The organism is Mycobacterium triplex (assembly GCF_000689255.1).
Lineage (GTDB): Bacteria > Actinomycetota > Actinomycetes > Mycobacteriales > Mycobacteriaceae > Mycobacterium > Mycobacterium triplex.
On sequence record NZ_HG964446.1, the window covers coordinates 529,443 to 547,541 of the forward strand.

16 protein-coding genes are annotated in these 18,099 nt (G+C 61.4%); 9 read left to right on the forward strand and 7 right to left on the reverse strand.

Annotation, left to right across the window (positions count from 1 at the left end):
- Positions 1-98 precede the first annotated feature (98 nt).
- Entirely contained in the window at positions 99-1,100 is a 1,002-nt protein-coding gene (locus BN973_RS02400; protein ID WP_036465663.1) for a VOC family protein, read from the reverse strand.
- A 286-nt stretch (positions 1,101-1,386) separates the two neighbouring features.
- Between BN973_RS02400 and BN973_RS02405 the strand changes: the two genes are divergently transcribed.
- The gene (locus BN973_RS02405) at positions 1,387-2,358 is read left to right on the forward strand and encodes a zinc-binding dehydrogenase (RefSeq protein ID WP_036465665.1); all 972 of its coding nucleotides are present in this window, start codon (positions 1,387-1,389) and stop codon (positions 2,356-2,358) included.
- A gap of 9 nt (positions 2,359-2,367) precedes the next feature.
- Here the strand turns inward: BN973_RS02405 and BN973_RS02410 are convergent, their stop codons facing one another.
- Positions 2,368-3,153 carry an IclR family transcriptional regulator gene (locus tag BN973_RS02410; protein WP_269147654.1) on the reverse strand — a complete coding sequence of 262 codons (786 nt, stop codon included), beginning with the start codon at positions 3,151-3,153 and terminating at the stop codon, positions 2,368-2,370.
- Positions 3,154-3,274: 121 nt separating this feature from the next.
- Positions 3,275-4,399, reverse strand: coding sequence for a CaiB/BaiF CoA transferase family protein (locus BN973_RS02415; protein WP_036465668.1), 1,125 nt, complete (start codon positions 4,397-4,399; stop codon positions 3,275-3,277).
- Positions 4,400-4,479: 80 nt separating this feature from the next.
- Here BN973_RS02415 and BN973_RS02420 point away from each other — a divergent pair, with 80 nt between their 5' ends.
- The 4 genes from BN973_RS02420 (at position 4,480) to BN973_RS02435 (ending at position 7,850) form a co-directional block, all read left to right on the forward strand.
- On the forward strand, positions 4,480-5,649 hold the full coding sequence (locus tag BN973_RS02420; protein ID WP_198048970.1) for an acyl-CoA dehydrogenase family protein: 1,170 nt from the start codon (positions 4,480-4,482) through the stop codon (positions 5,647-5,649).
- A 26-nt stretch (positions 5,650-5,675) separates the two neighbouring features.
- A complete protein-coding gene (locus tag BN973_RS02425) occupies positions 5,676-6,335 on the forward strand; it encodes a GntR family transcriptional regulator (protein WP_036465670.1) in 660 nt (219 codons plus the stop codon).
- Between the two features lie 119 nt (positions 6,336-6,454).
- Positions 6,455-7,342: a fumarylacetoacetate hydrolase family protein gene (locus BN973_RS02430; RefSeq protein ID WP_051641084.1), complete on the forward strand. Its 888-nt coding sequence runs from the start codon at positions 6,455-6,457 to the stop codon at positions 7,340-7,342.
- On the forward strand, positions 7,311-7,850 hold the full coding sequence (locus tag BN973_RS02435; RefSeq protein ID WP_036465672.1) for a carboxymuconolactone decarboxylase family protein: 540 nt from the start codon (positions 7,311-7,313) through the stop codon (positions 7,848-7,850). Before BN973_RS02430 ends, BN973_RS02435 begins: the two co-directional genes overlap by 32 nt.
- Positions 7,851-7,977: 127 nt before the next feature.
- On the opposite strand, the gene BN973_RS02440 is transcribed toward BN973_RS02435, so the two are convergent.
- On the reverse strand, positions 7,978-8,802 hold the full coding sequence (locus tag BN973_RS02440; RefSeq protein WP_036465674.1) for an IclR family transcriptional regulator: 825 nt from the start codon (positions 8,800-8,802) through the stop codon (positions 7,978-7,980).
- A 503-nt stretch (positions 8,803-9,305) separates the two neighbouring features.
- On the opposite strand from BN973_RS02440, the gene BN973_RS02445 reads away from it, so the two are divergent.
- The 3 genes from BN973_RS02445 to BN973_RS02455 are packed head-to-tail and all read left to right on the forward strand — an operon-like array spanning position 9,306 to position 13,015.
- Positions 9,306-10,835 (forward strand): linalool dehydratase/isomerase domain-containing protein, encoded by a 1,530-nt coding sequence (locus tag BN973_RS02445; RefSeq protein WP_139830359.1) that lies wholly within the window; start codon positions 9,306-9,308, stop codon positions 10,833-10,835.
- Positions 10,832-11,344, forward strand: a complete 513-nt coding sequence (locus BN973_RS02450) for an SCO family protein (RefSeq protein WP_036465675.1) — start codon at positions 10,832-10,834, stop codon at positions 11,342-11,344. The genes BN973_RS02445 and BN973_RS02450 overlap by 4 nt, the downstream gene beginning before the upstream one ends.
- Positions 11,345-11,386: 42 nt before the next feature.
- Positions 11,387-13,015 (forward strand): sigma-54-dependent Fis family transcriptional regulator, encoded by a 1,629-nt coding sequence (locus BN973_RS02455; protein ID WP_051641086.1) that lies wholly within the window; start codon positions 11,387-11,389, stop codon positions 13,013-13,015.
- On the opposite strand, the gene BN973_RS02460 is transcribed toward BN973_RS02455, so the two are convergent.
- From BN973_RS02460 to BN973_RS02470, 3 genes are read right to left on the reverse strand one after another with little or no spacing between them, the layout of a single operon-like run.
- Positions 13,012-14,538 carry a class I adenylate-forming enzyme family protein gene (locus BN973_RS02460; RefSeq protein WP_232232012.1) on the reverse strand — a complete coding sequence of 509 codons (1,527 nt, stop codon included), beginning with the start codon at positions 14,536-14,538 and terminating at the stop codon, positions 13,012-13,014. The two genes, BN973_RS02455 and BN973_RS02460, sit on opposite strands and share 4 nt — an antisense overlap.
- A 28-nt stretch (positions 14,539-14,566) precedes the next feature.
- Positions 14,567-15,703 carry an NAD(P)-dependent alcohol dehydrogenase gene (locus BN973_RS02465; protein ID WP_036465676.1) on the reverse strand — a complete coding sequence of 379 codons (1,137 nt, stop codon included), beginning with the start codon at positions 15,701-15,703 and terminating at the stop codon, positions 14,567-14,569.
- Positions 15,700-17,163: an aldehyde dehydrogenase family protein gene (locus BN973_RS02470; protein ID WP_198048881.1), complete on the reverse strand. Its 1,464-nt coding sequence runs from the start codon at positions 17,161-17,163 to the stop codon at positions 15,700-15,702. Before BN973_RS02470 ends, BN973_RS02465 begins: the two co-directional genes overlap by 4 nt.
- A gap of 204 nt (positions 17,164-17,367) precedes the next feature.
- Here BN973_RS02470 and BN973_RS02475 point away from each other — a divergent pair, with 204 nt between their 5' ends.
- Positions 17,368-17,964: a TetR/AcrR family transcriptional regulator gene (locus tag BN973_RS02475; protein ID WP_036465679.1), complete on the forward strand. Its 597-nt coding sequence runs from the start codon at positions 17,368-17,370 to the stop codon at positions 17,962-17,964.
- Positions 17,965-18,099 lie beyond the last annotated feature (135 nt).

Genomic DNA, 18,099 nt, shown 5'->3' on the forward strand with positions numbered 1-18,099 from the left:
CTCCTTGTCCATCCGTCGGGCAGCTACCTGACGTTACTTAGATAGCGTCTACCTACGCTCTGTGGCCCGGGCGCGGCACTGTCCCAAGGCAATTCCGGTTAGCGGGCCATGCGCTCAAGGAGAAAGCGTTCGAGTGTCATCGGTTGTGGGGGAACGGCGGGTTCCAAGAGCGGAACGTCGGGGAATTCCGATGCCTCGAAATACCATTTCTCGACGGCAGGCAGACCCCAGCGCTCGGCGGTGCTTATAGTTGCCGCGTCCCACCGGACGGGCTCGATTTCCACATCGATCGACTGGGCGTGGCTGATGAATCCCTCCACCCGGTGTCCGTCGGGGTCGCGAAGGTAGACGTAAAGGATTCCGCCAGGGCCATGCCGGCCGGGTCCTCTCTCGACTGACTCCTTGTAATCCATCTGGCCGGCACAATCGCAGGCACTGAATATATCCCTGGCTTCTGGCACTACGTAACCGAAATGGTGCATCCGAGGCCCCGTGCCTCTCGCGATCGCCAGGTCCAGCGTCGTGCCCTTGCGATACAAGAAAGCGGCGGTCAAGTCGTCGCCATGTGCGATGTATTCGGACGTTCTGAAGCCCAGCGCGCTGTAGAACTCGACGAGTGCAAGGGGATCGGGCGCATGGATCTGAAAGTGATCAAATTGTTGTGCCATCGCACCCTTAAACAGTCGAACCTCGTTGTACATACGAGGGCGAGTCTCCATGGTTGCGCACAGCTCCAAAGGCGTGCCAATCGGATCGCTCACGTGCAGAGTCCGATCTTGATGCGGTTTTTGGACCCACTCCGCAGGCAGTCCTCGTTCGGAAAAGTAGCGGTAGGCAACGTCGAGGTCCTCGTCGAATAAAACTCGAAACCCGAGCCGGCGCGACCGGCCGGCGTCTTCACCCTGCTCGAGGACGAGGCTGTGATGGCACGCTTCGGAAAGCCCACGCAGATAGCACGTGTGGGAATCCTCCTCCGTGATAATCAAACCCATCACCTTGGTATAGAAGTCGCGGCTTTTGGAAACGTCGGCGACCGCCAACCGGACGTGGCTCGCCCGGGTGATGTTAAACGGTGGGCGCAAATCAACTTCGGGCAACAAGCCAGTGCCTTCCTTTCAAGGGGTCCGGGCCATCGGCGAACGCCAGCTTCACCGAAAGTTTGGTGGTGACCAGTAGCAACGGCATCAAGCCGTGATTCACATCAGTCAGTCTTTCGACGTCGGTGCGGGTTTCCCACACTGCCTCCCCGTTGTTGTTACATGCGCCACCAACCGAATGCCACCTCCCCGTTCCGCTAGGCGGACCCATGAGTTTCCTCGTTTTCTCAGCGCGCCCGAAGCTAAGTGGTGTTGACCGGGAAATGCCGACCACGAGGAAGTCTTCGTCATGCGGGCTGCCGTCATTACCGCCTACGGCGGACCAGAGAACATCGTTATCAAAGAGGTCGACAAGCCAACCCCACAGCCTGGCAACGTGCTGGTCGCAGTCCAGGCCGCGGGCCTGAATTTTCGGGACATCATCGAACGGCGAGGCCTATTGCCGGGCGAACCGCGGCCACCCGTACGCGCGGGCGTAGAAGGAGCAGGGATCGTGGTCGCCGCAGCCGCCGGCATCACCGAGCCAGCTGTTGGGGATCGCGTGATGTGGGCTCACATTCGGGGAAGTCACGCGGAATTGGTTGAAGTGCCTGTCCAGGAGACCATTAAGCTGCCGCCCTGGCTAGGCGCAGTTGATGCAGCCGCGATCTGCTCGCAGGGCCTGACCGCCCACTATCTTGCGAACTCACTACGCCTCACCGTGGCTGGTGACAGTGCGCTGGTCTGGGCGGCAGCTGGGGGCGTGGGACGCCTCCTCACACAGATGCTCGCTGCCAAGGGTGCACGTGTCATCGCGGCGGTGTCGAGTGAAGCCAAAGCCGAGGCGGCGCTGGCCGCCGGCGCCGAGCGCGCCGTGCTCTACTCCGAGGTCAAAACCGCCATCGATGTACTGACGGACGGCGTCGGGGTCGATGTGGTCTTCGACGGCGTCGGCGGATCGACCTTTGACACGAGTCTTGCTAGCGTTCGTCGCCGCGGAATGCTTGTCGTTTACGGAATAGCAGGGGGACCGCTTCCACCGGTCGACCCACGCCGCCTATATCTGGCGGGTTCGGTTTACCTTGTTCGACCCGGGCTAGCTCACTTCATCGCCACACGTGACGAGCTGTTGTACCGGGCGAAAGAGCTGTTCGCTGCGATTGAAAGCGGGATGATCACAGTTCGGATCGATGGCAAGTACCCGCTCAGCGATATCGCTGATGCCCATCGGGCTCTCGAATCTCGCGCGACTATTGGAAAGGTCGTTCTGCTCCCGCAGTAACCGCTGGGCTCAGCATGCTGGCTTCTCGGTGCTTGACAACGTGCGTTGAAGGCTCGCGGCGGCTGCGGCGACGCGGGCCGCGGAACGGCTGATCGCAGCGTTGTTCCACGCGCCGACGCATCCGATGGCCGCGGTGGTGCCGTTGCTTACCGCGAAAGCGGCCGCGACTCCACGTGTACCCAGCTGGAATTCTTCGTGTGACAAAGCCACGCCTTCAGCTGCCACGCGTTCGAGGTGCCGGCGAATCATCGCGGGATGCACAATCGTTCGCCGAGTGGCGGCGGGCAGCAGGCCTGAACCGAGCAGTTGTTCACGGTAGTCGGCATCTAGGCTGGCCGCGATGGCCTTGCCGACCGCGGTGCAGTGCAGTGGCAGGCCGACGCCGAGCAGCGGTCCGGGTCGCAATTCCTGGTTGAACAGCCCGTCGATAACAAGCGCCTTGCCACCCGTCAAAATCGCCAAGTTCGATGCGCCGGCGCAGCGCTGTAGCTCCACCAGGTGTGGCATGGCCGCCACGCGGACTTCGCTGATAATGGGATTGGCGTTGGCCAAAGCGAATATCTTCGTGCCAATGCAGAAGCCATCGGCCGAGCGCTCAAGTAATCCGAGTTCTACAAGTTTCCAGCACATGCGATGCACCGTGGTCTTGGCCAGACCGGTAGCCTCGACGAGGTCGGTCATCGTCGGTGGTCTTTTCATGGCTGCGCAAGCCTCCAGGACCAGCAAGATCCGCTGTGCGACAGGGTCGCGCTGCTGCGTCGCGTCCGCGCTCGAGTCGCTGTTCGGACTAACCATCAACACCGGTGCTCCTCAGTACTGATACGCAGCTACAGCTCGTCAGGATGCTGCAGCGCCAACGATAAATCCTCGAATTCGAAAATTGCTTAGCGGCGCGTATCGTGCGCAGCTCTGCGACCTACGGCACTGTGGGGACCGGTAATTCGGGTGGGGCACAGCGATAGACCGGAGGAGTGGCGGAGAGATTGATCGGGTTCCGACAAAGCGAAACAGTGCTGCCGTCGTGTCGTGGCACTGCAACGATGGGGTCGAGCCCAAGGTTGTCGGCGAGGGCGAAGGCGCCGGCGATGTCGTTGACCACCCCGACAGGCACGCGGACCTCGGTCAGTACCTTCATCCAGTCGGCGGCGGTCCGCGTTGCAAGCAAACGCTCGAGCTCGGCGCGCAATTGCTGGCGATGCCGCACCCGAGCTGGGTTGGTCGCGAACTGGTCGGTGGCCGCGAGCGAGGGCGCGCCGAGTGCCTCGCACAGTGCCGCGAACTGGCGATCGTTTCCAACAGCGAGGACCAGTTCCCTGTCTGCGCAGGCAAACAGCTCGTAGGGCGCGATGCTGGGGTGTTGGTTTCCCATGCGGCTAGGGACCACGCCCGCCGAGGTGTAGGCAGTCGCTTGATTTGCCAAGCCGGCGAGCAGGCAGGACAACAGGTCGATGTCGATGCGCTGACCTTTGCCGGTTGCGCTCCGGTGGTGCAATGCGGCGAGGATGCCGGTCGTAGCGAATAGCCCCGCGAGCACGTCGACGACGGCGACACCCACCTTCTGGGGCTCTCCCTGGGGTGTCCCGGTAATACTCATCAACCCACCGAGGGCTTGAATCAGCAAGTCGTATCCGGGCAGTTCGGCGCCAAGCCCTCGGCCGAAACCGGTGATGGAGCAATAGATCAGGCCGTCGTTCTCCGGTTTGAGTTGTTCATAATCGAGCCCGAACTTGGTCATTAGCCCAGGCCGGAAGTTCTCCACAACGATATCGACCCATGTGGCTAGTCGTCGCGCCTCAGATCGGTCACGCCGATCGTTTAGGTCGAGGATGATCGTGTCCTTGTTGCGGTTCACCGTTTGGAAGTAGGTTGCCTGCCCATGGTCGTCGAAAGGCGGCCCCCAGCGGCGCGTGTCATCGCCGATGACTGGGCGTTCCACTTTGATGACGGTTGCGCCGAGGTCGGCAAGCTGCATCGTCGCGAACGGGCCGGCGAGGATTCGGGAGAAGTCCAAAACATGGAGCTTGTCAAGGGCGCCACCCATATGCCAACATCCAATCATCGATTTTCGAAAATCGAACATATGCTAGGTGATCGCGATCTCGCAGGTCAAGGAGTTCAATGATGCCCGCCAGCTTTGCTCCGCTGGACTATCTATCCGTCGATAGCTCGCTCACCGACGTGGAGCGGGACATTCGTGACGCGGTTCGCGTGTTTGTCCGTGACCGCATCCTTCCGTATGTCGGCGAATGGTTCGAACAGGCGCGCCTTCCGGTTGAAATCGTCCGGGAGTTGGGCAAATTGGGGATCCTTGGGATGCATCTTGACGGCTATGGGTGCGCGGGTACAAGCGCGACGGCATATGGCCTGGCCTGTCTGGAACTCGAGGCAGGCGACAGCGGGATTCGCAGCCTGGTGTCGGTGCAGGGATCGTTGGCGATGTTCGCCATCCACCGCTGGGGATCAGAGGAGCAGAAGCTGGAGTGGCTCCCGCGGATGGCAGCCGGCGAGGCAGTCGGGTGTTTCGGCCTCACCGAACCAGATTCGGGTTCCGATCCCGGGGCAATGCGCACCTCAGCCCGCCGCGACGGTCCGGACTGGATACTGCGCGGACGGAAAATGTGGATCACTAACGGATCTATTGCCGAGGTCGCCGTGGTGTGGGCACGCACCGACGAAGGCGTCCGTGGCTTCCTTGTCCCTAAGGGCACCAACGGTTTCCGAGCTCAAGACATACGCAAGAAGCTTTCGCTGCGTGCGTCCATCACCTCTGAGTTAATCCTCGACGACGTTCGGCTCCCGGCGTCGGCAATGTTGCCGGGGGCGACGTCCTTGCGCGGACCCCTGGCATGCTTGAACGAGGCCCGCTACGGGATCGTCTGGGGCGCAGCGGGTGCCGCCCGGGCCTGCCTGGAAGCCGCGCTCGATTACAGCACCACCCGTGTGCAGTTCGGTAAGCCGATTGCGTCATTCCAGATCCAGCAGCAAAAACTCGCCGCCATGGCGCTTGAGGTCAACCGCGCCACTGTGCTGGCGGTCCATCTCGGCCGACTCAAGGACGCCGGTCGATTGCGTCCGGAACAAGTGAGCATGGGCAAGCTCGGGAATGTCAACGCCGCTTTAGACGTGGCCCGGGCCGCCCGGCAGATGCTCGGCGCCAACGGTATCTCCCTTGAGTATCCCGTCATCCGGCACCTGGCCAACCTGGAGAGCGTCGTTACCTACGAAGGGACCGCGGATGTGCATACGCTGGTCATCGGCGGCGCGCTGACGGGAATCGACGCCTTCCGCTGATCACAGAGCAGATAAGGTACGGCCCGATGACCACACGTCCTGACGGGCCAGGAACTACGACGCAGCACGCGCTAGACGAGCTCCGGCGAGCCATCGTCGCGGGACGCTATCGCCCAGGACAACGGGTCCACCAAGAAGAGATAGCGGAGCAGCTAGGCGTCAGCCTCGCGCCTGTCCGGGAGGCTCTGCGCGCCCTTGAACAGGAAGGCCAGGTCGTCTACCGGCCCCGGCGGGGATACTTCATCACCGAACTACGTGTTGAGGACCTCCAAGAGATCTACGCGCTGCGCCGGCTCTTAGAGGAACGCGCAGTGCGTGCCGCGTTGCCTGCCCTAGACGACGATGCGGTCGAGCGGATCGCACTGGCTGCACGCGACTGCGCCGAAGCCGCCAAGCGCGGCGATGTCGCCGCCGAGCTAGAGGCAAATCGGCGGTTTCACTTCGGGATGTTGGAAGCACCGGATCAGCCGCATACGATGCGTCTGATCCGGCTGCTCTGGGATTCCACGGAGTCCTATCGAGCGATGTACTACAACTCGGCGGAAGAACGCTCGGCGACCGTAGCGGCCCACGACGAGATCCTCGACGCGGTTCGCCGCAAGTCGGTGGATGAGGTCGTGGCTGCCCTTGACGACCACCGTGGACGAACCCTGCGGGTACTTAGCGGGATCCTCCCTACCACCTGACCGGACCTTGGTGTTCCACCACATGGGACCGCGTGCTTGGCGGTCTGCACCAGCGCGTGATTGTGTCGTGGAATGATGTTGCGGCGGCAATGCATTCGCCGCGGACGAAGCAGACGCCAGTGAGGATCGCGCTGTTCGAGCGGCCCAACCGTGCTCGCTGCGTGGGCATGGTGGTTGATAACGAGGTTGTCGATCTGACCGATTGGGTAGGTCCGCTTGGATGTGCACCGCTGGCGGCCTTTTTGGTGCGCGCGGCGCAGGAGGCACCGCCCAAGTCGGGCGAGCGTATTCCAGTCGACGAGGTGACGTGGTTGCCGCCGGCCCTGGGCTCCGCCGCGCCGATTTGCGTCGGGCTCAACTACGCCGACCACGCTGCTGGAGCGCGACAGACGGGTCCTGGGGTACCCATTCACCCCGCGCTTTTCTCGCGTTACTGGACCTCTCTGGTCGGGCATCAGGAGCCCATCATTCGGCCACGTGTATCGGAACAATTCGATGTCGAGGGCGAGCTCGTCGTCGTGATCGGCACGCACTGCTGGCGGGTGCCTCGCGAACGAGCACTAACCGTGATTGGGGGCTACACGATCGGACAGGAGGGAAGCGTGCGCGATTGGCAGCGTGCCGCACCCACGCCCACGGCCGGCAAAAACTTCACCAATAGCGGAGCTATGGGTCCCTGGATGGTGACAGCGGACGAGCTGCCTGACCCCGCGGCGCTGCGAATCATCACGACGGTAAACACGGAGACTTTGCAGGACAGCGACACATCCCTCATGCTCGTCGATGTGCCGACGTTGATCGAGCACATCACCGCCTTCATGCCGCTCAGTCCCGGCGACGTGATCTTCACGGGCACCCCCGCCGGAACGTTTTTGGATCGTGGGGGCCAACGTTGGCTCGCGCCCGGCGACGTCGTCTGCGTCGAAATACCGGGGATCGGCAAACTTCAGAACCACATTGTTGATGAGGAGGATTGTGGCCAGGGTTCCGTATTTGCACCGCGATGAGGCCGGGGATCAGTCTCAGCCGCTTTACGATCGACTCGAGGCCGAGCGAAGCACTCCGACGCCGAACATCTATCTGGCGCTTGCGCATGCGCCGGATCAGCTCGACCGGTTCTTGTCCTACGCCAACGCCCTGCGATCTTGCAATCTGAGTCCCTTGCTAAGGGAGTTGATTGTTCTGACGGTGGGGCACGCAACGGGTTGTGACTACGAAGTCGCCCACCATCAGTCCTACGCGCTCGCGGCCGGCTTGACGGTCGAGCAGGTGAAGGCGGTACCGCACTTCGAAACGGCGGACGTGTTCGACGACTTCGAGAAGGCAGTCATGCGGCTGGCGCGGGAATTCAGCGAGGGATCTGACGTTCGGCAAGAGACGTGGGACGCCGTCGCGGCTCATCTGACGACCCAGCAGCTGGTGCAGCTCACCTTGTTACTCGCCTGGTACGTCTCAGGATCGCTCATGATGCGCCTGCTTGCCCTCGACCTCGAGGAAGGGTACTCGGTGTCGTAGTTGGCGAGGCGGATCATCGGCTCTGGAACACGACGATCCCGGCCGAACTCCGTTCTGCAGGTCGCGTCCTGAAACCGACTAACTAAATGAACCCCATCGATGCTGTGGCTTGTTTTGCGAAAGCCTTCTATTGGCTGAGTTCCCGATGCAGCGCTGCCGCCGCAGCGGCCACAGCAAGAGGTGCATTATGGAGCGTCGGGCTATTCCAAGCCTCGAGGACCCCGATGGCAGCCGCGCCTCCGTCGCGCAACCGGAAACCCGCGGCCACTGCCTTGATATCGGGTAGGAAGTCTCTGTCGGCGACCGCGATTCCAGTCTCCGCGACCCGCTGGATGTGCTGCCGGAGCAGTCCTGGCTGGACCAAGGTATTCCGCGTAGCTCGGGCAAGCGGGCCTTTGCTGAAAAGGAGCCTGTCACGTTCCTCGGGTTCGAATTGTGCTGCGATCGCCTTTCCAAGTGCTGTGCAGTGCAGGGGAAGGGCGTGCCCGATCAGCCGTAGCGTCTGAACAGACCCCGTCGTGAACAGACCGTCGATCACGAGAGCCCTGCCATTGCTGAGGATCGCGATGTTCGACATCGCCCCGGTGCGTCGCTGCAGCTCTACCAGGTGAGGGATCGCGGCGATACGCAATTGGCTGATCCGGGGATTTGCCGCGGCTAGCGCGAACATCTTGCTGCCGACCGAGAAGCCGTCGGCGGAGTGCTCAAGAAGACCCAGTTCCACAAGCTTCCAACACATCCGATGGACCGTGGTTTTTGCCAAGCCGGTGGCTTGCACAAGTTCCATGATTGTCATGGCGCCCTTCTTGGAGGCACAGGCCTCAAGGGTTAGGACAATGCGCTGCGCCACCGGCTCCCGTGTTGCTCTCGCATCCTGGAGCAGGTAGTCGGGATCCCTCGCGAATAGGGCGGCCGCTTCGACCGCGGCTAGAGGATCGTGCTGCATCACCATCTGACGACTTTACGCCTGACCAGTCTGACCACAGCTTTCGCGGGCCAAGTTGTTTCGACCTTCATATCTGGCGAGGTCGGCCGCGACGGGTCGGTGGCATCTCAGTGCTCTTAGTTCCTGCCGCCGGGTTTAGTCAGTCGGTAGGCCCATTGCGACGCACCACAGAGCTCTCAATCCGCCGTCGCACACGTTCCATCTATCGGAACCGGTAGCTGGCCGCGTTACCCCTATCACAGCGACGCTGATAATGTGGCCGATCCTTCGACAGTCCGGGATCCAGTGAGCGAAATGGGCAGGCTGGTGATGCATACGCAAATATCGTCCGGCCCAAAGACACTGGAGGCAAAATCATATGGACGCCCACGCGACCGGAGGCCGGCTCCAGCTGAGTGCCCTGACTTTGGGCGGTTCGATAGCCGTCGACTTTGGCCCTGTGATGGTGCGCCCTGCCAGGCTGCGATACCTAATGCGGTGACAGGGAAAGATTGCGAAAGGACCCGCAAATGAGCACGTCGACCCAGGTTTCCGGTAGCGCCCTAAACGGCGTGGATGCGCTGCAGCTAGGGCACATCAAGCATATTGAACAGCTGTCTAAACTACCCCGCGGCGACTGGTCAGGTATGCATTCCATTGCTCCCGGACAAGGCGACGATTTGGGGGGTTACCGCTTTCAGCTCGCCTATGGCGCCTACGCTTTGGCACTTGCCCATCGCCACCGGCTGCCTAACGCGCCGGCGATGTTTGAGTCGACTTTCAACCGGCTGATCGAAAAGCTCCTAGAGCCCGAGGTCTGGATGTACTGGCGCGATGTTGGCCGCGGCGGAGCCCCATTCAACGCTCACCTGAGCGATCGCCTTTTCGAACAGTGGGACCCTGTCGTGCGGGACAACATTATGTATAGCGCCTATGTGCAGTCCATGGCCGCGATGTACAACGTCTTGTTTGACGACGATCGTTATACGAAACCGGGCGCGTTGTCGTTCCGCTACTGGTCGTTTTTTTGGGGTGGCGAACCTAAATCCTTTGAGTACGACCAAAACTCGCTCACCGAGCTCTTGTACTGGAAGATGGTCGAGAACGGTTACCTCGGTATTGCGTGCGAGCCGAACTGCATATTCCAGATCTGTAATCAGCCCGCGATAATCGGCTTCCGGATGCACGACTTAGTAACCGGCGGCAACGTCGCCGACGATGTCGTCGAAGGATACCGCCGTGCGTACGCGGACTTTGGCCGGCTCGGCGATGACGGCCACTACAACATGATGGTGCTCGAGGACTCCAAGGTCGTGATACCCAACAGGGGGAACCCTTGGGTAGACGCGTGGTGCGGTGCGCTGATGAATACATGGAACACCGAGTTCGTCCGTGAGCACTATCCCCGGCAGGTCGCCGACTTCCTCGTCGAGGAATCGGATGGAACCTTGTCGGTCAAGGTCGAGCCCGCTTCCTTCGGCGATATTGTAATCGACACGGACACAAACGATTTCGGGTGGGTAGCGGCTTGGGCATCCGAGATGGGTGACAGGCCCACACTAGAGGGCTTACTCGCCCATGCTGACCGCCACATGAAGCCGACGTGGCACGACGGGGCCTTGCACTACCCCCGCAACGATGAGAAATTCGATCAGGATGGTCACTGGGTTCGTATGGCGCCGCTGACCGGCAATGCACTGCTCGGCTACGCGAGACTGAACGTGGAAGACGGTATGTGGGGGCTATACAACCGGCCGTGGGATCGTTCGCATTTCTCGGAGCCTCTGATCGTCGGGCGCACGGATAATGTCGATATCACCCGCGCAGTCTTCGATCGCGAGAGTCGAGCCTTGAACTTCACCGTTGCGCGTCGGGTTGGTGAAGGAGCCGCTGACGCCTTCATCGAGATCGATAACGTTGGTGATTTCGTTCTGGAAGAGGAAGACGGCGCGGCGGCGCCCGCGGTCGCGCGCTGCGAGGAATCCCGGCTGCGCCTCCAGGTGCCACCGACATCGACGAACATGAGACTGAGCGTGGCGGGCTGGGAGCCCTCTTCATGAAAATCCCCGGGCGTCCGAGCTTCACACTCATCGATCACGATGGCAATGAGGTTACCGAGACCAGCTACCCTGGCCGCTACTTGCTGGTCTTCTTCGGGTTTACCAACTGCGCCATGGTGTGCCCTCGCGCCCTGAGCAGGCTAACCGACGTGCTAGCCCGACTAGGAGCCGACGCGGATCGAATCCAGCCGCTCTATGTTTCGGTCGACCCGCAGCGGGACACGCCTGATGCGTTGAAACGCTTCCTGATGCGCGCCGCGCCGGCCTTCATAGGACTGACTGGGACACAGCAACAGGTGGACGCAGCCCGGTCCGCCTTCCACGTGTTCACCGAGCGTCGCGAAGATCCGTCGGCCCCCGATGGGTATGTCATGCCGCACACGGCGATCACCTACCTTGTCGGACCCGATGGCGAGTTCGTCGCCCACTTCGGCGACGCAGTAGCAGCCGACGAGGTGTGCGCCAGAATCCGCCACATTCTGCGAGAAGCGGAGCAGCATGCTCGATAGTGTTGGCGGCGCGCCTGCCGGCAACCGAACAATTTCTTTGACATGAGCGGACAGCTGGCGCACATGCCGGGCCCTAAGCTTCGCCCCGAGATCGCGAACGCTTGGCATCGTGCGCATATCAACGGGCTCGACCCCACCATGGAGGTCCGCGACTCAGACATCGTCGATGTTGACCACCGCAGCCGCCTGATGCGTGCCGCGGCACCGGTGTTGGACGCGATGATCGCTGAATTGAGCGACACCCACTTCTCGGTGTTGCTTGCCGACAAGAACTGCGCCATTGTTGATCGCAAATTGGGCCAGCGCGACCTCAGCCAAACGCTGGATCGGGTTCTAGCCGTACCCGGTGTGCGCTATGTAGAGGACAACACCGGCACCAACTCGCTGGCCACCGCCTATGAGCTACACCAGCCTATCGCCGTCACCGGTGAAGAGCACTTTCTCGAATCACTCAGGGTGTTTTGCTGCTACGGCGCCCCCGTCATCGACCCGCTTACGCATAGGCTAGAAGGTGTTCTTGACGTCACCGGCCCAGCCACTGAATATACCGCGCTACTGGGTCCATTCGTTCGCCGCGCGGCTCGGGAAATCGAGTTGCGGATGATCGAAGCCGCCCGTAGCGCCGAAAGACAGCTCTTGGCAGCCTTTCACACACACGCTCGTCGCAAACGCCACGCGATACTGGTGCTCAGCCCCACCGTGATCCTTAGCAATTCCACCGCCGCCGATCTCGTTGCCGGTGAAGATCACAGCCGGCTGCAAGCGTTAATTGACGCATCGCAGGGCACCGCCACTGTTGTTCAGCGACTGACGCTGAGTTCGGGATCAGAAGTGGTGGTCCGCGCACATCCGGTCGTGGGCACTGAAGGTGTCCTCTACGAGGTCGTCCCGTGCACGTCGTCGAAGAGCCGTCGGACTGAACGGCGCCGGACGACAAGCGCAGTCGACGCGCCCGCGCTCGTCGTCGGTGAACCAGGCGCCGGCCGGTCACGATTCGCTGTCGAACTGGCCGGACCGGACTCTCACCATTTGGATTGCGCGGATTCGTTGAAGCGTGACACCTGGCTGCACGACTCGCTGGCGCTCTTGGAGAGAGACGCTGACCAAACGGTGATCCTCGATGACGTACACATGCTGCATCGTCGTGATGCGGCGGCGCTGACGCCTGCGGTGCGTAATACCCAGGCCCGTGTGGTCATGACTTCGTCCCCGATCAAAGAATCCGATCCTGAAATCGCCGCTCTGATGTCGGTTGCCATCGATCGCCACGAGCTGCGACCGTTACGCCAGTACGGACCAAAATTTCCCGATCTGGCTATTAGCGTGCTGCGTGAGTTGTTTGGCCCTCACTCCCTGCGGATCGCTCCCTCGACAATGCGTATGTTGATGGCCCACACATGGCCAGGCAACATCGCTGAATTGCGGGCGGTGCTGTCCGCCAGCGTGCAGGACCGCCGCGTGGGCGACATCGCGGTGAGCGACCTGCCCGAATATATTGTCGCGAACGGTTCGGGGGGGCGAAACTTGACGGTGCTCGAGGCTGCGGAACGTGACGCGATTGCCAAAGCGCTCGCCAACAATGGCGGCAACAAGTCCGCGACTGCAGCTGAACTAGGGATCGGGCGTACCACTCTGTATCAGCGTCTGCGCTTCTTCAAGCTCCCGCACTAGGTGCGATTGCTTAAGGCGTCAGTATCGATCTCGATGAGCTTGCGCCGCATTACCTTTCCGGTTGACGTCATCGGTAATGCATCGGTGAATATCACTGCGCGCGGTCGCTTGTAAGCCGCGAGCTTGCCGCGGCAGAAGTCAATGATGGCGTCCTCATTTAGTTCAGCGCCGCGGCGGGGCACCACGTAGGCGACGGCGATTTCGCCGCGCACGTCGTCAGGCTTGCGACCCACCGCCACCTGGGCCACGCCAGGACACGTGGCAATGACGCGCTCTAATTCGGCGGGGTAGATGTTGTATCCGGCCGTGACTATCATGTCTTTGACACGGTCGACGATGAAAAAATGGCCGGATTCGTCGGCGTATGCGACATCGCCGGTGCGCAGCCACCCGTCGGGCATCAACACCTCTGCGGTCGCGCTGGGCTGCCCGAGGTATCCCAGCATTACCAGGGGACCACGGACCTGTAGTTCCCCGGGTTCGCCGGGGCCAAGTTCGCGCTTGCCAAGGTCCAAATCAACCACCCTCAGTTGTACCCCCGGTAGCGAAACACCAATCGACCCGGGCGCCGGAGGCGAGTATATGGCGTGCGTGGCACCAAGTCCGGCTATCTCGGTCATTCCCCACAGTTCGAGCACAGGTGCGTTGGTTCGCTGCTGCCAGGCATTTAGCACGCTGACCGATACTGTCTGTCCTCCCACAGTCGAGCAACGCAGCGTATTTAACCTCGCATCGCGTAGCGCGGGATGCGAGAGCATCATGGAATACATGGCCGGAACACCCTCGAACATCGTTGCGTGTTCTCGGTCGATCGAGGCTATCGCCGCTCCAGCATCGAAGCGCTCCAGCAGGACGACCGTGCCGCCGGCCAGGAAGGTGCTGTTGATCGCAACATTGCCGTAGACATGGGCGCAGGGTAAGGCAGTCACCACCGTGTCGCTGGCGGTTCGGCCGTGCATGGCGGCCGTCAGCGCGCAGTTGAGCAGCACCGATCGATGAGATTGCATGGCGCCCTTGGGGTACCCGGTTGTTCCCGAGGTGTAGGCGATCGCACAAAGGTCTGTCGGGTTCGGGGTGATAGAGGGTGGCTGGGCGCCGACGGCCTCGTCGACTAATTGTGGCACTGACGTAATGTCAGGTGCGGAGCAGTCGGCAGAGGAGAACACAAAATCAATTGGTGACTCTTCGCAATCGACAGCAGACAACGCTGTGGGTAGCTGTGCTGCCCCGGCGAAGAGTGCCTTAGCCTTACAGTCGGACAGCACGTGGCGGAGCTCGTCACGTGTCAGCATGACATTGATCGGGTTGACCACGGCGCCGGCGCGGAGCGCGCCGTGGTAGCTGACGATCCACTCCCAGGTGTTTTGGCCGTATAGCGACACGACATCACCCGAACCGATTCCTCTGCGGCCCAATGCAACCGCCAGTGCTGCGGAGGCTTCATCGAGCTGGCGGTAGGTCAGCCGAAGGCCGTTGCAAATCAGCGCGAGCTTGTCGGGGTTGCGCTGGGCGGCCAGAGGCACAATCTCACCCGGGCCAGTCGTCGAAAATTTAGCCGTTGGAGGACTTGATTGCATCACGGTCTGCTGAGGGGTAGGTCAGTACGGCTTTGATGGCCTTCCCGGCGTGGAGAGCCTCGATCGCGTCATTGATCGACTCGAACGGGAAGTTGTCGACGAGCCGGTCGAACGGAAAACGCCCCGCTCGGAACAGATCCAACAATCGCGGAATGAATTGCTGGGGGATTGCGTCGCCCTCGATGACACCGATCAAGGATTTGCCGAAGAGTAGATGGCCGTGGTCGATGGTGATTTCGTTGGGCACGCCTTGGTATCCCACCGTGGCGCAAACGCCCGGCGTCTGCAGCGATTCCAGCGCGGTGCGTATCACATCACCGAATCCAATGCAGTCGACTGTGAACTGGACGCCACGCCCAGCTGTCAGTCGCCGAATCTGATCAGCCGCCGCGGTCGCGGCGGCATTGACCGTCGCTGTCGCGCCGAGTTCAGTGGCGCGCGCTAAGCGAGCGTCGTCAATGTCGACTGCAATGATGGTCTCGCAGTTGGAAACAACGGCGCCTAACAGAGCGGACAACCCCACTGAACCCATGCCGAAGATCGCGATGGACGAACCGGCAGTGGGCTTGAGCGTGTTCAGGACAGCCCCAGCCCCGGTCTGGATACCGCAGCCTAGCGGCCCCAGCAACGCCAACGGCAGATCGTCGTCGACCTTGACGCAATTTAGTTCGGTCGCGATTATTCGTGTGGCCCAGGATGATTGGCCGAAGAAGTGACCGAGGATGCGCTTGCCTTCAAGGCTAAACGGCGAGGTGCCGTCCAGGCGCGCACCGACCAGGTTGAGGGGGATGAAGTCGCGACAATGCATGGGTAGCCCGGATCTGCAGTTGTCGCAAGACCCGCAGTGGTTGTAGGACAGCACGACGTGGTCTCCCACGGATAGTTCTGTCACGCCGGTGCCCACTTTCTCGATTATTCCGGCGCCTTCATGACCGAGCACGATCGGCAATTGCTCATCCGTGGCGGCTGCAATGACCCCAAGGTCGGTATGGCAGATGCCGGCACTGACAAGGCGGACGACAACTTCACGCGGCCGGGGACTTTCCACGTCAATCTCGAGAAGCTCCAACGGAGTTGATGCAGCTCGCAATACCGCGGCCTGGGCCTTCACGACACTGCTCCGGGTGCTTTGTTGAGGGTGATCGTCTGGTGGTTGGTGTACTCGGCGAGTCCGTATAGGGAATTCTCGGCTCCGATCCCCGACTGCTTGTGTCCGCTGAAGACCTGATGCGGGGAATATTGGTGAACTTCGTTGAGCCACACCGTTCCCGCTTCCAATCTCCGCCCGATTCGCTGGACCGCGTCCAAATCTTGACCCCACACCGTTGCTCCGAGACCCCAAGGAGTGTTGTTGGCCCGCTGCACCACGTCGGCCTCGTCCGACCAGCGCAGTAGTGGCAGGATCGGCCCAAACGGTTCCTCGGTAACCACCCTCGAATCGTCAGGTGGGTTGTCCACCAGAGTAACTGGGACGAACCATCCCGGTGCGTCAGGGTCAATCTGGCCGCCCAGCGCGAAGGTGTACCCACGTTGACGGCAGTCCTCGAAGTACTCGGCCACCTTGCGGTACTGCGGTTCATTTTGAACTGGTCCGAGTTGTGTGTCAGGATGCGCCCCGTCGCCCACCACGACGGTGCGCGCGTACTCCACCAGTGCATCGCGCACCTCGGCATAGACACTGTCGTGGATGTAGAGCCGTTTCGCGGCGTTGCAAAACTGCGCATTGTTTTGGAAGGCGGCCCAAAACAGTTGCGGCGCTACTTTTTCTGGATTGACATCGCCCAGCACTATGGCCGGGTCGTTCCCGCCGAGTTCCAGGGTGATTCGTTTGAGGGTGCCCGCGGCCGAGCGCATCACGTGCTTGCCGGTTTCGGTGCTGCCGGTAAACGCCACTTTGGCGATTCCCTCGTGGACTGTCATCCACTGGCCCAGCCCGTCGGCGCCGGAAACCGCGCTCAGCACACCGGGCGGCAGCAAGTCCTGAACCAACTCGACAAGCTTGAGGTCACACAACGGAGTGAACGGCGATGGTTTAACGATAATCGAATTACCGGCAACAAGGGCCGGTGCGATCTTCCACACGGCCAACAGAATGGGGAAGTTCCACGGCACGATCGCGGCGACCACCCCCAATGGGGTGTGCCTACTGATCACTCGTCGCGCACCGGTCTCCTCGACAACCTCTTCTGGCAGCGACTGCTTGGCAGTCTCGCGGAACCACGCTACCGAGCCGTACACCTCCCATTCGGCCATTGCGCGCGGCTTTCCTTGCTCGGCGGTGAGCAAGGTCATGAACTCTTCGGCATGGGCCTCGAGTCGGTCACCGATGGATGACACCGCGGCTTGTCTCTGGGACACATCGGTGGCCGCCCACGAGGGAAACGCTGCACGCGCTGCGGCTACTGCTGAATCGAGTTGCTCTTTTGTTGCCGACGGAACGTTGGTCAGTACTTGGCGTGTAGCTGGGTTGAAGACCGGCTCGGTGTTCGGTGACATAGCTGGCTGGCCATCGACGGTCATCACGAAATCCGCGCCTACTGCGACGCTGACTGATGACATCTCAACATTCACTGTCCACTCCTCACGCCATCGGCCGCCTAGCGCTGACGGCCACCAAGATTGTGTTCGCCCCATGCCGGCGGCAAATGTTCGGAACGCGAACACTCGCCGACCCGCCCAACAGTGAAACTCGGCGCGGATCGTGGAGTACATCCCAGGTGGAAGGTGAATTGGGTGCTGGACTGCGCTCCAGGCACAGTTCTATTGTGTGCGGCTATGGCCCGAACTGCCCACCGTGGCGCTGAGTCTCCATTGTTGTCGGCGCGGGAACGCGAGTTGCTCGAGGTGACGTTGGAGCTGTTGCAGGAGCACGGGTATGAGGGGTTGACGGTAGACGCGGTTGCGACGCGCGCACGCGCCAGTAAGGCAACCATTTACCGGCGCTGGCCGTCGAAAGCCGAATTAGTCACGGCCGCCTTCATTGAGAGCGTTCGCCAGGTAGCGGTTGCGCCTAACACCGGCACGCTGCGCGGCGATTTACTGCACCTAGGGAAAGTGATGTGCGAGCGAGCCCCGGCGTTCGCCAGCACCGTCAGAGCGGTGGTCTTCGAGGTACCGCGCAGCCCAGCACTCAATGCTGCTATGCGGGCCCAGTTCTTCTATCCGCGCGAAGCTCTAATCCGTCATGTCCTGCGGCAGGCGGCCGACCGAGGCGAAATCGAGAAGGCTGCTATCGACAACGAGTTGTTGGACTTGCTACCGGGCTACCTATTATTCCGATTCATCATCAGCAGTCGACCACCCTCACCACGGACCGTGGAGACTCTCGTCGATCAAGTCATCATCCCAAGCCTGACTAGACCCATCCGCTAATACTCAGTTGGCTACTGCTGGCGGGGACCCCGACAACTGGTCCACGGATTTTGAGGGTTTGAGTGGGTGGTTGCGCGCCTCATCGCAATGCGGGTTTCTAGCGTTGTGGACGATGTGGCTGTTGGGTGAGCGTGT

Coding starts and splice junctions, on each gene's coding strand:
- BN973_RS02440 (WP_036465674.1), bottom strand. CDS start 8,802: ATGGTGATGCAGCACGATCCTCTAGCCGCGGTCGAAGCGGCCGCCCTA.
- BN973_RS02405 (WP_036465665.1), top strand. CDS start 1,387: ATGCGGGCTGCCGTCATTACCGCCTACGGCGGACCAGAGAACATCGTT.
- BN973_RS02420 (WP_198048970.1), top strand. CDS start 4,480: ATGCCCGCCAGCTTTGCTCCGCTGGACTATCTATCCGTCGATAGCTCG.
- BN973_RS02445 (WP_139830359.1), top strand. CDS start 9,306: ATGAGCACGTCGACCCAGGTTTCCGGTAGCGCCCTAAACGGCGTGGAT.
- BN973_RS02475 (WP_036465679.1), top strand. CDS start 17,368: ATGGCCCGAACTGCCCACCGTGGCGCTGAGTCTCCATTGTTGTCGGCG.
- BN973_RS02455 (WP_051641086.1), top strand. CDS start 11,387: ATGAGCGGACAGCTGGCGCACATGCCGGGCCCTAAGCTTCGCCCCGAG.
- BN973_RS02410 (WP_269147654.1), bottom strand. CDS start 3,153: ATGGTTAGTCCGAACAGCGACTCGAGCGCGGACGCGACGCAGCAGCGC.
- BN973_RS02450 (WP_036465675.1), top strand. CDS start 10,832: ATGAAAATCCCCGGGCGTCCGAGCTTCACACTCATCGATCACGATGGC.
- BN973_RS02425 (WP_036465670.1), top strand. CDS start 5,676: ATGACCACACGTCCTGACGGGCCAGGAACTACGACGCAGCACGCGCTA.
- BN973_RS02415 (WP_036465668.1), bottom strand. CDS start 4,399: ATGGGTGGCGCCCTTGACAAGCTCCATGTTTTGGACTTCTCCCGAATC.